Genomic DNA, 13482 nt, shown 5'->3' on the forward strand with positions numbered 1-13482 from the left:
GAGACGATTCCGGCTTCGTGTGCGAACGCGATTGACTTCTTCAACACCCTGCTAGATCGGGCCGTTTCCAGCCGGTGATATTCGAGGAGATTTCATGCGAGTTGCGGCTTTGGCTTTCCTTTCCTTCGTCGCCACGGCGCCCCTTGCCGCTGCCGGCGAGGCCGTCACCTTCTCGGGCACGATCGGCAAGCTGCCGATCATCGTCGAGCTCGCCAATGGCGCCAGCGGCCAATACGAGGCCGGGCGTTATTCCTATATGGCGAAGGGCGCCGACATACCGCTGCATGCTTCCGCAAACGGTAAGGGCAGCGTGACCCTTGAGGAGGAAGAGCCCTGCACGCCGAAGCTCTGCAAGAATACGGATGACACGCAGGTCGACGAGGCCCCGATCGGCGCCATCTGGAGCCTGAAGGCCGATGCCGCCGGCGGTCTCGCCGGAACCTGGAAGGACGCCGATAGCGGCAAGGTGTTGCCCATAAAGCTGGAGCGGAAGGGCAGCCGTATCTTGCGCGATTCCGATGATCTCTTCGATGCGATGGATCCCGGCTACTATCCGTCAGGACATCCGGAGCCGCCGGTTTTTACCGAGAACGACCTGCCCTACGACTTCCTCAAGGTCTCACGCCCGTTGAAGGAAGGGCCGATCACCAATGCCGGTCAGCTGAGCTATCGCATGGATGAGGATAGCCGCGTCGGGCTCGCCTATCCCACCGTCGTCTCGCTTGGCGGCGAGGATATCGGGCCGATCAATGCCTATCTCGCCCAGCAGCGGCTGCAGTTCGAAATCCCGGCCTTCACCTGCCTGTCGCGCGCCTATCTCGGCTTTGCCTGGTCCGGTTTCGATGGCGAGGGGACGAGCGGCTTCGATGGTGGCGGCCAGGTGACGGTCGAGCATCTCAGCCAGCGTCTCATAGGTATCTCCGAGAGCGGCAGCTTCTATTGCGGTGGGGCGCATCCCGACAATTTCACCGATCACCGGCTTGCCGATGCGCGCACCGGCCAGGCGCTGGTGCCGGAAAAGCTGTTGAAGGGCTGGGTTGCCAAGGACGATAGCGGCAACATTATCGACCCCGCCACGGCGGCGAAGGATGCGATCATCACCTGGGGACCGGATGATGAGCTTGCTGCCTATGTGAATAGCCATCGCGACAAGATGGACGCCGATAGCGAGCAGGATTGCGGCTATGACGATCTCGTCAAGCAGAACCTCGCCGTCTATTTCACGCAGGATAGCCTGGTCTTCACGCTGCAGGGCCTGCCGCATGTGATCTTCGCCTGCACCTACGATATGCTGAGTGTGCCGCTGAAGGACGCGCGGCCGCTTCTGACCGACGCGGGCGCGAAGTATTTTGCGGAGCTGGATAACTAGCTGCGCTAAGGCGAACCATCGTCGCCTATGATCATCTCCGGCCCGCCCGCATCGGTACGGGCCGGATATTTCAAGGGATTAGAGAACCGAAACGTTCTCAGCCTTGGACTTGCCGGTCTTGCGATCCTGGCCGACTTCGTAGCTCACCTTGTCGCCTTCACGCAGCGAGCTGCCGCGCTGCAGAGCGGAGACGTGGACGAATACATCCTGGCCGCCGTTTTCCGGCGTGATGAATCCAAAGCCCTTGTCATCGTTGAAGAATTTTACGGTACCCGTAGCCATTGACGTTCCTTTTATGTCAGCTGGTCTGAAATCGACGGCAGACCCTATCGTCCGAGCCTTGATATATCAATGGCTTAGACAGCGCTGAATTGCTCTCTTTTGCGTTTCTTTCGCAATTTATCGGCAAAACCCAGGATTTGTGGGCATTTTCGGGGGATGGCATGGGCACGAGAACGGCCATTGCACGATCCCGCTGCTGCCAATATTGGACAAATGATGAGCCTTGCCAGTATCGCCATGTATGTCACGCCCGCACCTCTCGCCGAGGCGACCGAGGCCCTATGGTCGTTTATCCGCGAGCAGCTTCTGGAGGCCGGGCTCTCCGGCGTACCGGAGAGACTCAGCCGGGATATAGCCTATGACGAGGCGTGGCTGCGGCCGGATCTCCTGCTTTCTCAGACCTGCGGATATCCCTATGTGACGCGGCTGCGCGGCAAAGTCCGCCTGGTCGCCACGCCGGAATACAACCATCAGGGCTGCTCCGGCCCGCTGATGCGCAGCTTCATCATTGTCCGGCGCGACTCGCCGTTCGGCGGTCTCGAGGACCTGCGCGGCAAGATCGCTGCCATCAACAGCCCGGACAGCAATTCCGGCGCCAATCTCTTCCGGGCGGCTGCCGCGCCGCTCGCCGGAGGGCGGCCGTTCTTTGCCCGCGTAGTCCAGACCGGCAGCCACGGCGCCAGTATCGACGCGGTTGCAGCCGGGCAGGCCGATTGCGCTTCGATCGATTGCATCACCTTCGGCAATATCAGGCGGTTCGATCCGGCGAGGCTCGAAATGATCCGGATCATCGGCGAGACACCGGCGGGGCCGGGATTGCCGTTCATCACCGCTGGCGACGCAAGCGATGAGCAGGTCGCTCTCCTCAGAGACGCATTATCGGCAGCAATCGCCGATCCATCGCTTGCGGCCGTTCGCGAAACGCTGGGGCTTACGAATATCGCTATCCTGTCCGATGCCGCCTACGAGCCGCTGCTTGAATTTGCCCGCCAGGCCGAGGCGTTGGGCTTCCGCGATTTCGGCTGAGGATCCCTTATTCGCTGACGTGGATGATCAGCTTTCCAAAGTTCTTGCCCGGCAGCAGGCCGATGAAAGCCTCGGGCGCATTCTCAAGCCCATCGACGATGTCCTCGCGGAATTTCAGGCGGTCGTCTGCGATCCAGGCCGACGCCTCCGCGAGAAAGTCGGGCCTCTGGTCCACGAATTCGCGCTGGATGAAGCCGCGGACCGTCAGGCTCTTGCGCAGCACGGCGCGCATGAAGCCGGGGAGGCGGTCGAGGCCTTCAGCTGGTTCGTTGTTGTAATGGGCGATCAGGCCGCAGACCGGTATGCGTGCGAAATCGTTGAGGAGCGGAAAGACCGCCTCGGCGACAGCGCCGCCGACATTCTCGAAATAGACATCGATCCCATCGGGACAGGCCGCCGCGAGCTGAACGCCAAAATCTTTGGCCCGGTGATCGATCGCCACATCAAAGCCGAGCTCGTCGCGGATGAAGGCACATTTCTCCGGCCCGCCGGCAATGCCCACAGCTCTGGCGCCTCTCAGTTTGGCAATCTGCCCGACGACCGATCCAACGGCACCGCTCGCAGCCGCGACGACGACGGTCTCGCCCGGCTTCGGCTTGCCGATATTGCGAAGTCCGGCATAGGCGGTGAAGCCCGGCATGCCGAGCACGCCGAGCGCCGTCGTGACCGGCGCCTGCGTGGGATCGAGCTTCCGCAGTCCGTCGCCGTTGGACGTGGCATAAAGCTGCCATCCCGAGTGGGAGAGCACGATATCGCCGGGCGCGAAATTGCTGTTACGGCTGCTGACGACGCGGGCGACCGTGCCGCCCTCCATGACGCCGCCGAGCGCGACCGGCGCCGAATAGGATTTGGCGTCGTCCATCCGCCCGCGCATATAGGGATCGAGCGACAGGTAGAGGATCTGCAGCAGCAGTTCGCCTTCGCCCGGTTCCGGCACCGCAACCCGCTCGATGCGGAAATTATTGGGCATCGGCGGGCCTGACGGCCGTGATGCCAAGGTGATCTTCACGTTTTCGACAGGCTCGGGCATCGTATTCCTCTTTATTCCAAATCTGGCGCGCCCGGCGTGATCGGCAATGCGCTAGGTCGCCGAACTATTCGAGGCGGTCTCCTCGAGCACCTCTTCCGGGATATCGTCAAAGGAAGCGTAGTTAAGATTGTAAAGCCGTGAATAGAGCTTGCCGTTCTTCATCAGCTGGTTGTGATTGCCGCTCTCGATCAATTCGCCGTTCTGCAGCACGATGATGCGGTCGGCTTCGCGGATGGTGGCAAGGCGGTGGGCGATCACGAGGCCCGTGCGGTTTTCGAGAAGCTTTACCAGTGCCTTCTGGATCAGCATCTCGGTATAGCTGTCGATATTCGCCGTGGCTTCGTCGAGAACGAGGATCTTCGCGTCCGCCACCAGCGCGCGGGCGAAGGAGAGGAGCTGGCGCTGTCCGAGCGACAGGTTGCCGCCGCGCTCGCCGAGCATGCTGTCATAGCCCTGCGGCAGCCGCATGATGAAATCATGCGCGCCGACGGCCTTGGCCGCCTCGATCACCTGTTCGCGCGTCGCCTTGGTCTTGTGATAGCGGATGTTTTCGAAGACGGTGCCGGTGAAGAGGAAGGGCTCCTGCAGAACCATGGCGATCTGGTCGCCGAGCGAATCCTGCGTCAGCTCGCGAACGTCATGGCCGCCGACGACGACCTGGCCTTGCTGCACATCGTAAAAACGGTGGATCAGCGACATGCAGCTGGATTTGCCGGAGCCCGTCGGCCCGACGAGCGCGACAGTCTCGCCCGGGTTTACCCGGAAGCTGACATGCTTCAGCACCGGATGCTTCGGATTGTAGCCGAAGACGACGTCGCGGAACTCGACCGAACCGTCCATGTCCTTCGACAGCACCTTGGCGTCAGGCGCATCCTTGATATCGACAGGCACGTCGAGCACTTCGGTCAGCCGCTGGCCCGACGCCATGGCGCGCTGCATGACGGAATATTGCAGCGTCAGCGAGCGGATCGGGTCGAAGAAGCGCTGGATATAGAAAAGGAAGGCGACGAGCACGCCGACATCGAGCGCCTGGTTGAGCACCCGCGCACCGCCGACGACGATGACCAGCGCCATGGCGACACCCGTCAGGCTGTCGACGATCGGCACCATGACCTGCGCATAGCGCGCTGCCGTCAGGTGGGTCAGCAGGTTGGCATGCGCCTTGTCGTCGTAGAGGGTGAAGTTGACGCCCTGGCGGTCCATGCTCTGGACGGCGCGGACACCATGAATGGCTTCGGCGAGCGCACCGGCCGCCACCGAGTTCGTCTCATGCGCTGCCATGAAGGATTTGCGCGCGAGCGGCAGCCAGAACAGGCGCACGACAAACAGCACAGGAAGCACCGAAAGCGTCAGCAGGCCGAGCTTGAAGTCGAGATAGAGCATCACGAAGACGATGCCGAAGAGCAGGGCGATGTCGCCGACCGAGAGAACCGAGGTTTCCAGGAATTCCTGCATCGAGTTGACGTCGCCCTGCAGGCGCGACATCAGGCGGCCGACTTCGGTCTTGTCCATGAAGGAGAGCGAGACGCGCTGCAGATGCGAGAACATCGCCTTACGCATGTCGAAAAGCACGTTCTCGGCGACGCCGCCGACCAACGTCTCCTGCGCATAGCTTGCGGCATAGTTGACGAGGATGGCGCAGAGGAAGGCGACGATCGCCCAAGTCAGCGCCGAGGAATTGCTGCCCGGCTGCATGCCGTGGTCGATGGCGTAACGGATAATCAGCGGGATCGTCAGCTGCATCGCCGTGAAGGTGAGCACGGCGACGACAGACCAGACGATCTTGTCGCGATAGGGATGAACGAAGGCCCAGATGCGCTTGACGATATTGCCGTCGAAGGCCTTGCCGAACATCTCCTCCTCGACACGATGCGACCCGACCACCGCTCGCGGCGGCCGCCTGCCGTCTTCGCGCGGATCCGGACGCTCGGTTTCCATCTCCTCGGCCATGTCATTCCTCCCACGGCCATTTAGGCCCCGTATTTGTTTTATTTGGCCGCTGCCAAAGCAGTGGTGCCTGTGGCCCCTCATCCGACCCTTCGGGCCACCTTCTCCCCGAGGGGAGAAGGGAAGATGGAAACCACGCGGCACATCCCTTCTCCCCAACGGGGAGAAGGTGGCGGCAGCCGGATGAGGGGGCTGCACAGCACGCCCTCAATCGTTAAGCACTCAAAGCCTCATCCCCTGGCCGCACCTGCAGGTCGTAAAGCGCCTTGTAGCGCCCTCCGAGGGCCAGCAGTTCCGCATGCGTGCCGCGCTCGACGATCCGGCCTTCCTCGACGAAGAGGATCTGGTCGGCATGCATCAGCGAGCTCAGGCGGTGGGCGACGATGAGGGTGACGCGATCGGCGGCATATTTGCGCATGGCGGCGCGGATGCGCTGCTCGGTCGCCGCATCGATTGCCGCGGTCGAATCGTCGAAGACCATCACGGCCGGCCGCAGCATCAGGGCGCGGGCGATCGACAGGCGCTGGCGCTGGCCGCCGGAGAGCGACACGCCGCGTTCGCCGACGACGGTGTCATAGCCGGTCGGCAGGCCCAGCACGTAATTGTGCAGCTGGGCGCTTTCGGCGGCGCGCTCGATGCGTTGTTCCTTCGCCCAGGGGTCGCCATAGGCGATGTTGTTCTCGATCGAGGTGGTGAACAGGAAGGAATCCTGCTGGACGACGGCGACCGAACGGCGCAGCGACTGCAACGTCGCCTGGCGGATATCCTGTCCGTCGATGGTGATCTTGCCGCGGGTCACGTCGTAGAAGCGCGGGATCAGATGCGCGATCGTCGACTTGCCGCTGCCGGGCGGGCCGACGATGCCGACAGTCTCGCCGCGCTTGGCCTCGAAGCTGATATCGTAGAGCACCTGATGCATCTCGGAGCTCGGATAGGCGAACTCGACATGCTCGAACCGCAGCGTGCCCTCGGTGACCTTCAGCTCTTTCGCGTCAGGCGCATCGCGCACCGCGATCTCGAGATCGAGCAGGTTGAACAGTCGGGTTCCGCAGGTGGAGGCGCGGGCGAAGGCATTGACCATCAGACCGAGCTGGCGCACCGGCATCTGCAGGATGGTCATAAAGGTCAGGAACGAGGCGAGCGTGCCGACGGTGATCTCGCCGGACATGACCTTGCCGCCGCCGACCCAGAGCACCAGGCCCATCGAGGCGAAGAAGGAGAAGGTCATGGCGCTGGTATTGGCAACGCGGATGCCGACGCGCTCATGGGCAAGCTCGACGGCATTGGTCGAGGCAGCCTCGAACTTCGCCATCTCGTGATCCTGTGCCGCGAAGGCGCGCACGACGCGGATGCCGCCGAGATTTTCTTCCATGATGCGGGTCAGGACCGAGAGCCGTTCCTGCAGTTCCAGCCAGGTGGCACGCAGCTTCAGCTGCGTCACCGAGGATCGCCAGCCGACGAAGGGCACGAAGGACAGCGCCAGAAGCCCGAGCACCACATCCGTCGAGATCAGCATATAGGCGCCAATGCCGATCAGCATCGACAGCAGGAAGACACGCACGAGCGCCGTCGAGAAATACATGCGCACGCCTTCGAGATCGAGAAGGCCGACAGTGATCAGATCGCCGGAATGGACGGTGTCGTGAAAGCTGAAGGAAAGGCGCTGGATCTTCTCGTAGCAGGCGAGCCGCAGCTCGTAGCCCATATGGTGGCCGACGCTCTCGGAATAGTAGTTCTGGATCATCGTGAAGATGCCGCGCAACACGCTGGCACCGAGCAGCATGAGTGCGGTCGTCAACAGCGCATCCTGCGCCATCTGCCCGGCCGTGCCGCCGCTCAATGCAACCTGCGTGTGGTCCACGGCCTGGCCGAGAAGCCGGGGAATCAGCAGCTGAAACGTCGATGCGACAAGCGTCGCACCGATCGCGAAACCTGATTGCCAGGGATGACGGAAGGCCATGACGGTAATGCGGACCAGCGTAAAGAGGCCCTTACCCCAGCCCGCCGCGGTCGCTTTCGCCAGCGAAGCTGAAGGCTTCGTGGCGCTCATAGACGCATCGCTGCTCACGGTAATGATTCCAAATAGATGTGTGTGTCCGGACGGTGGCCCGAAAAGACGGCAATTCCATGAAGGGATTGATAGTACGCTTACTTTTGCCGATTCCATCCGGCCGTTCAAGTAAAGAATTCACCAACTGGTTATTTTATCGTGAGGGGAAAATCCGGCGGCGGGCGCGCGTGAAAGATCGCCGGCTTCCCGTTCGCCTTCTGGTGGAAATCACTGTTGCCTTGGCGGTGTGCCGGAAAAAGGGAAAGTCCGCATCGAGATCAACGGGTTAGCATGTCGCGTGGGGGCTTCGTGGGCGAGGGGGTTGCCAGCCGCGTCATTTTCCGCTCTCATACACGACCAGTTTGATAGACTATGGACAGCAGCGATTGCGGCCCTAGTTCCCCTTCCGGCGCGTGCCGGACAACCGCTTGTATGGCGGCGCGAACCCCGGCCGACGCAGCGCGATTTTTCTGCGTCGATACCCTGATCGAGACACGGATGCGGTGATGACCGCGAGGAGTTGAGATGACGGTTCAAGGACTTTTCTCTGCGAAGGCCGCGGCGGCGGCGAAGCCTTCCGCCATTCCGCGCGTCGCCATTGTCGGGCGCGGCTTTTCCGGGATGATGACGGCGATTGCGTTGATGAAGACGGTTCGCACACCGTTCCATCTGCAGCTCTTCGATCCCAATTCCTCCGTCAGCGGCGGGCAGGCGCTGTCCTCGGCCCGGCGCTCGGCGATCCTCAACACCCGCGTTCGCGATCTCTCGGTCTCGACCGGGGATGCCGGCGATTTCAACGACTGGCTCTGTAGCAACGCGGAGTTCCGCGCCGCGGTGCCTGCGGCGATCCCGGGATTCCGCCAGATCTTCGTGCCCAAGGAAATTTTCAGCGATTACGTTTACCAGCGCTTTTCCGAAGCGCTCGCCACCCGCAAGGACATCACCGTCCAGGTCAGCCACGAACCCGTCGTGGCGATCCGCAGGAGCCACGGCCACCGCTTCCTTCTCGAACATGCCGGCCCTGCCAATCCGCTCTTCGATACCGTTTTCCTGGCAACCGGCTACGGGCTCCCGCAGGCCGATCTGCTCTCCGGCGAAGGTGCGCCGGTGCGCGCCCAGCGTCTCGTTGGCCGCCCGCATACGATTCTTCTCGGCAGCGGCATCCGCGTTGTCGACCAATTGCTGCAGCTACGCGACGAAGGCTATGGTGGCCAGATCACCATTGTCTCCAAGCACGGCTTCCTACCGCAGAGCCATACGCCGAACTCCGCCGAGCCGGTTTTCCCTGCAGAAGAACTGCCGAAGGATCTGCCTGACATCCTGCGCTTTATCCGCAATGCCTGCCGTGAGGCGGAGGAGGCGGGGCGCAGCTGGCAGTCGGTGATGAACGGATTACGCAAACATGCCCGCTCGCTCTGGCGGGCGCTGCCGGCGCGCCAGAAGCAGCAGTTCAACCGGCATCTGCGTGCCATCTATGACAGCCACCGCAACCGTCTGCCCGAAGCCATGTATCTGCGTCTGAAGCGCGAGCTCGCCGGTGGCAATACCGTACTTCGCCGCGGCGTTGCCGGGCGGCAAGGCCTGAGCGGCATCTTCTTTACGCCGGCGGGATCGGCCGCTGAGGAAGTGATCCATGCAGAGCGGGTCATCGACTGCCGCTGCCGCGCTGCCGATCTTGAGGCGCCCCTGCTGCAGAGCCTCTTTGCTGCCGGATTGGCGATGCCGGACGAGCTTGGTCTCGGCATTGCCGTGAACCAGAGGGGCGAGCCCTATCTCGAAGATGGTTCCGCTGTGGATGGCATCTTTGCGATCGGTCCGCTCGGGCTCGGCAGTCTGCCAGATATCGATCTGGTGCCGGAGATTGTCAGCCAAGCCTATGCCGCGGCGGAAGAGGTCGCGGCCCGCGCCTTCCCGCAATGCCGGGCGATGTGATTAGCGGCGGCGCAACTCACTGCGGATAACGACCACAAGCAGCCCGGCCATCATGATCGCCATGGCGAACCAGGTGATCGCGTAGCTCAGGTGGCTGTTCGGGAAGACGACGCGGGTGAGCCCGCCGACCGGCGAACCGCCGGGATTGGGCGTTGCATCGGCATCGATGAAATAGGGCTCTGGCTTCTCGACGCCTTTGTCGGCGGTGATCGCCGCGACATCGCGCGAATACCACCATCCCGTCGCGGGATCGTTGGATTGCAGCAGCGAGCCTTTCGGCTCGGTCGGCCGCAGCAGGCCGGTGATCGTCACCGTGCCGGAGAGCTGCCCTTCGGCGCGGGTCTTGGGATCGCGCTTTTCGGAGGGTACGAAGCCGCGGTTGATCAGGATGGCATTGCCATCCGCCAGCATCAGCGGCGTCATCACCCAATAGCCGGGGCCGAGCTCCGTCGATGTATAGACGAAGGTCTCCTTGCCGCTATCCAGCGTGCCGGTTGCCTTGACGCGCAGATATTCGTCTTCGGCGGGATTGATGTTGCGCCCTTCTGGTGCCGCGACCGGTTCGGCATGGATGCGCTGGTCGACGCGGGCGATCAGGTCGAGCTTCCAGTAAAGCCGCTCGATCTGCCAGATGCCGAGGCCCACGAATGCGGCCATGGCAAAGAGGATCAGGCCGCAGAGCGCAAAGAGCTTCACGGGCGAACGGCGGCTGTCGGGCTTGGTGTCGGAAAGATCGGTCATGGCAAAAAAGGCGGGCGGCTGATCGCCGCCCGCGTCATGCTCAGGGCATGTTCTTCATCATTTCGGGGCTCATCGGCATCATGTTGGTGTTCAGATGATGCATGACCCAGAAGGTACCGGCGAGCGCGATGGCGACGATGACGATCGTGAAGATCAGCGCCATGATGGTCCAACCGCCTTCAGAACGCGTGTTCATATGCAGGAAGTAGATCATGTGGACGACGATCTGGATCGCGCCGAGGATCATCACCGCGGTTGCCGTGACAAGCGGGTTTTCGAAGACGCCGGCCATGACGAGCCAGAAGGGGATCGCCGTCAGGATGACCGACAGGACGAACCCGATCATGTAGCTCTTGAACGAGCCGTGATCGGCCTCGTGACCGCCGTGACCGTGGCCGCCATGGCCATGGTCGTGATGTGCGTCGTGGGCGTGAGTGTTCGAGCTCATCCGAGAACTCCCAGCAGATAGACCAAGGAAAAGACGCCGATCCAGACGACATCGAGGAAGTGCCAGAACATCGACAGGCACATCAGGCGGCGCTTGTTGGCTTCGATCAGGCCGTGCATCGAGACCTGGATCATCAGCGTGATCAGCCAGATGATGCCGAAGGTCACGTGCAGACCGTGGGTGCCGACCAGGGTGAAGAAGGCCGACAGGAAGGCGCTGCGCGTCGGGCCTGCGCCGTCGTGGATCAGATGCGCGAACTCATAGAGTTCGAGGCCGATGAAGGCTGCGCCGAACAGGCCGGTGACGGCCAGCCAGAACAGCACGCCGGCCTTGTAGCCACGCATCATCTGCAGCATCGCAAAGCCGTAGGTGATCGAGGACAGCAGCAGCATGGAGGTGTTGATCGCCACCAGCGGCAGATCGAACAGATCCTTCGGCGACGGGCCGGCCGCATAGTTGCGGCCGAGCACGCCATAGGTGGCGAAGAGCACTGCGAACATCAGGCAGTCACTCATCAGGTAGAGCCAGAAACCGAGATTGGTGCTGCTCTCCGGATGATGCTCCTCGGTGAGGTAGAAAACGGGCTTCTCGGCCGTGTCGATTGTGTGATCGGTCATGGTCGTCATCCCTGCGCCGCGGCAAGCTGCTGCGTGCGCTTGTCTTCCGTCTCGGTGACTTCTTCCACGGGAATGTAGAAGTCACGCTTGTAGTTGAAGGTGTGGAGGATCGACACGAGGACGATCGCGGCGAAGGACAGGATCGCCAGCCACCACATGTACCAGATCAGCCCGAAGGCGAGGCCGATGCTGAGTGCCGAGAGGATCGCGCCGGTGCCGGTATTCTTCGGCATGTGGATCGGCTTGAAGCCCTCGAGCGGACGGACATAGCCGCGCTTCTTCATGTCGTACCAGCTGTCGTGATCGTGGACGACCGGCGTGAAGGCGAAGTTGTAGTCCGGCGGCGGCGAAGAGGTCGCCCATTCGAGCGTACGGCCATCCCACGGGTCGCCGGTCTCGTCCTTGAGAGCTTCGCGCTTGCGGAAGCTGACGAAGATCTGGATGAGGAACGAGGCGATGCCGATGGCGATCAGGCCGGCGCCGAAGGCGGCGATGATGAACCAGATCTGCAGCGACGGATCTTCGAACTGCGAGACGCGGCGCGTCACACCCATCAGGCCGAGCACGTAGAGCGGCATGAAGGCGAAGAAGAAGCCGATCTGCCAGAACCAGAAGCTCATCTTGCCCCAGAACGGGTCGAGCTTGAAGCCGAAGGCCTTCGGGAACCAGTAGTTGACGCCGGCGAAGAGGCCGAACAGCACGCCGCCGATGATGACATTATGGAAGTGGGCGATCAGGAACAGCGAGTTGTGCAGCACGAAGTCGGCTGGCGGGATGGCGAGCATGACGCCGGTCATACCACCGATGACGAAGGTCACCATGAAGCCGACGGTCCAGAGCATCGGCACTTCGTAGCGGATGCGGCCGCGATACATCGTGAACAGCCAGTTGAACATCTTCGCCCCTGTCGGGATCGAGATGATCATCGTGGTGATGCCGAAGAACGAGTTGACGCTGGCGCCCGAACCCATTGTGAAGAAGTGGTGCAACCACACGAGGTAGGAGAGGATCATGATGACGCAGGTGGCGTAAACCATCGAGGCGTAGCCGAAGAGGCGCTTGCCGGAGAAGGTGGCGACCACTTCGGAGAAGATGCCGAAGGCCGGCAGCACGAGGATGTAGACTTCTGGGTGGCCCCAGATCCAGATGAGGTTGACATACATCATCGGGTTGCCGCCGAGATCGTTCGTGAAGAAGTTCGTGCCGGCATAGCGGTCGAGCGACAGCAGAACGAGGGTCGCGGTCAGGATCGGGAAGGAGGCGACGATCAGCACGTTGGTGCAGAGCGAAGTCCAGGTGAAGACCGGCATCTTCATGAACGTCATGCCGGGCGCGCGCATCTTCACGATCGTCGCGATCAGGTTGATCCCCGACAGCGTCGTGCCGACACCGGCGACCTGCAGGCCCCAGATATAATAGTCGACACCGACGCCAGGACTGTAGTCCGCGCCCGAAAGCGGCGGATAGGCAAGCCAGCCGGTCCGTGCGAATTCACCGATGAAGAGCGAGATCATGATGATGATCGCGCCGGCGGTGGTCATCCAGAACGAGAAGTTGTTGAGGAACGGGAAGGAGACGTCGCGGGCGCCGATCTGCAGCGGCACGACGAAGTTCATCAGGCCGGTGACGAAGGGCATCGCCACGAAGAAGATCATGATGACGCCATGCGCCGTGAAGATCTGGTCGTAGTGATGCGGCGGCAGATAGCCTTCCGAACCATTGAAGGCGATCGCCTGCTGGATACGCATCAGGATCGCGTCGGAAAAGCCGCGCAGCAGCATGATGACGGCGAGGATCACATACATGATGCCGATCTTCTTGTGATCGACGCTGGTGATCCAGTCGCGCCAGAGCGGTCCCCAGAACTTGAAATAGGTGATGAGCCCCACGACGGCGATGCCGCCGATCGCAACGCCGATGAAGGTGAAGATCAGGATCGGCTCGTGATAGGGGATCGCATCGAGGGTCAACCGGCCGAAGATGAACTTCAGGAGGTCAGGATTGGAAAACATGGAATAACCCGTTCATTGGTGTCTCAGC

General features: G+C 62.0%; 11 protein-coding genes. 3 read left to right on the forward strand and 8 right to left on the reverse strand.

What is annotated here, in order from left to right; genetic code table 11:
- The first annotated feature begins 94 nt into the window (after positions 1-94).
- On the forward strand, positions 95-1369 hold the full coding sequence (locus ACODR6_RS19775) for a hypothetical protein (RefSeq protein ID WP_489023871.1): 1275 nt from the start codon (positions 95-97) through the stop codon (positions 1367-1369).
- A gap of 78 nt (positions 1370-1447) precedes the next feature.
- Here ACODR6_RS19775 and ACODR6_RS19780 read toward each other — a convergent pair whose 3' ends face one another.
- The gene (locus ACODR6_RS19780; protein WP_112712366.1) at positions 1448-1651 is read right to left on the reverse strand and encodes a cold-shock protein; all 204 of its coding nucleotides are present in this window, start codon (positions 1649-1651) and stop codon (positions 1448-1450) included.
- Between the two features lie 216 nt (positions 1652-1867).
- Between ACODR6_RS19780 and ACODR6_RS19785 the strand changes: the two genes are divergently transcribed.
- Positions 1868-2677, forward strand: a complete 810-nt coding sequence (locus ACODR6_RS19785) for a phosphate/phosphite/phosphonate ABC transporter substrate-binding protein (protein WP_489023873.1) — start codon at positions 1868-1870, stop codon at positions 2675-2677.
- A 7-nt stretch (positions 2678-2684) separates the two neighbouring features.
- Here the strand turns inward: ACODR6_RS19785 and ACODR6_RS19790 are convergent, their stop codons facing one another.
- The 3 genes from ACODR6_RS19790 to ACODR6_RS19800 form a co-directional block, all read right to left on the reverse strand.
- Positions 2685-3707, reverse strand: a complete 1023-nt coding sequence (locus ACODR6_RS19790) for an NADP-dependent oxidoreductase (protein ID WP_489023875.1) — start codon at positions 3705-3707, stop codon at positions 2685-2687.
- 51 nt (positions 3708-3758) lie between these two features.
- The gene (locus tag ACODR6_RS19795) at positions 3759-5657 is read right to left on the reverse strand and encodes an ABC transporter ATP-binding protein (RefSeq protein WP_489023877.1); all 1899 of its coding nucleotides are present in this window, start codon (positions 5655-5657) and stop codon (positions 3759-3761) included.
- Positions 5658-5868: 211 nt separating this feature from the next.
- Positions 5869-7833: an ABC transporter ATP-binding protein gene (locus ACODR6_RS19800; RefSeq protein WP_489023879.1), complete on the reverse strand. Its 1965-nt coding sequence runs from the start codon at positions 7831-7833 to the stop codon at positions 5869-5871.
- Positions 7834-8229: 396 nt separating this feature from the next.
- On the opposite strand from ACODR6_RS19800, the gene ACODR6_RS19805 reads away from it, so the two are divergent.
- Positions 8230-9636 (forward strand): FAD/NAD(P)-binding protein, encoded by a 1407-nt coding sequence (locus ACODR6_RS19805; protein WP_489023881.1) that lies wholly within the window; start codon positions 8230-8232, stop codon positions 9634-9636.
- Here ACODR6_RS19805 and ACODR6_RS19810 read toward each other — a convergent pair whose 3' ends face one another.
- From ACODR6_RS19810 to cyoB, 4 genes are read right to left on the reverse strand one after another with little or no spacing between them, the layout of a single operon-like run.
- Positions 9637-10377 carry an SURF1 family protein gene (locus tag ACODR6_RS19810; protein WP_489023883.1) on the reverse strand — a complete coding sequence of 247 codons (741 nt, stop codon included), beginning with the start codon at positions 10375-10377 and terminating at the stop codon, positions 9637-9639. It abuts the gene before it with no gap.
- 40 nt (positions 10378-10417) lie between these two features.
- On the reverse strand, positions 10418-10825 hold the full coding sequence (cyoD, locus tag ACODR6_RS19815; RefSeq protein WP_112712356.1) for a cytochrome o ubiquinol oxidase subunit IV: 408 nt from the start codon (positions 10823-10825) through the stop codon (positions 10418-10420).
- Positions 10822-11442, reverse strand: coding sequence for a cytochrome o ubiquinol oxidase subunit III (gene cyoC / locus ACODR6_RS19820; protein WP_489023886.1), 621 nt, complete (start codon positions 11440-11442; stop codon positions 10822-10824). Before cyoC ends, cyoD begins: the two co-directional genes overlap by 4 nt.
- A gap of 5 nt (positions 11443-11447) precedes the next feature.
- A complete protein-coding gene (cyoB, locus tag ACODR6_RS19825; RefSeq protein ID WP_489023888.1) occupies positions 11448-13454 on the reverse strand; it encodes a cytochrome o ubiquinol oxidase subunit I in 2007 nt (668 codons plus the stop codon).
- Between the last annotated feature and the right edge of the window lie 28 nt (positions 13455-13482).

It is taken from the genome of Rhizobium sp. FG96, from assembly GCF_057808655.1.

Excerpts from the sequence above, each read along its gene's own strand:
- ACODR6_RS19795 (WP_489023877.1), bottom strand. The coding sequence starts at position 5,657 with ATGGCCGAGGAGATGGAAACCGAGCGTCCGGATCCGCGCGAAGACGGC.
- cyoD (WP_112712356.1), bottom strand. The coding sequence starts at position 10,825 with ATGAGCTCGAACACTCACGCCCACGACGCACATCACGACCATGGCCAT.
- ACODR6_RS19780 (WP_112712366.1), bottom strand. The coding sequence starts at position 1,651 with ATGGCTACGGGTACCGTAAAATTCTTCAACGATGACAAGGGCTTTGGA.
- ACODR6_RS19810 (WP_489023883.1), bottom strand. The coding sequence starts at position 10,377 with ATGACCGATCTTTCCGACACCAAGCCCGACAGCCGCCGTTCGCCCGTG.
- cyoC (WP_489023886.1), bottom strand. The coding sequence starts at position 11,442 with ATGACCGATCACACAATCGACACGGCCGAGAAGCCCGTTTTCTACCTC.
- cyoB (WP_489023888.1), bottom strand. The coding sequence starts at position 13,454 with ATGTTTTCCAATCCTGACCTCCTGAAGTTCATCTTCGGCCGGTTGACC.
- ACODR6_RS19785 (WP_489023873.1), top strand. The coding sequence starts at position 1,868 with ATGAGCCTTGCCAGTATCGCCATGTATGTCACGCCCGCACCTCTCGCC.
- ACODR6_RS19805 (WP_489023881.1), top strand. The coding sequence starts at position 8,230 with ATGACGGTTCAAGGACTTTTCTCTGCGAAGGCCGCGGCGGCGGCGAAG.
- ACODR6_RS19775 (WP_489023871.1), top strand. The coding sequence starts at position 95 with ATGCGAGTTGCGGCTTTGGCTTTCCTTTCCTTCGTCGCCACGGCGCCC.
- ACODR6_RS19790 (WP_489023875.1), bottom strand. The coding sequence starts at position 3,707 with ATGCCCGAGCCTGTCGAAAACGTGAAGATCACCTTGGCATCACGGCCG.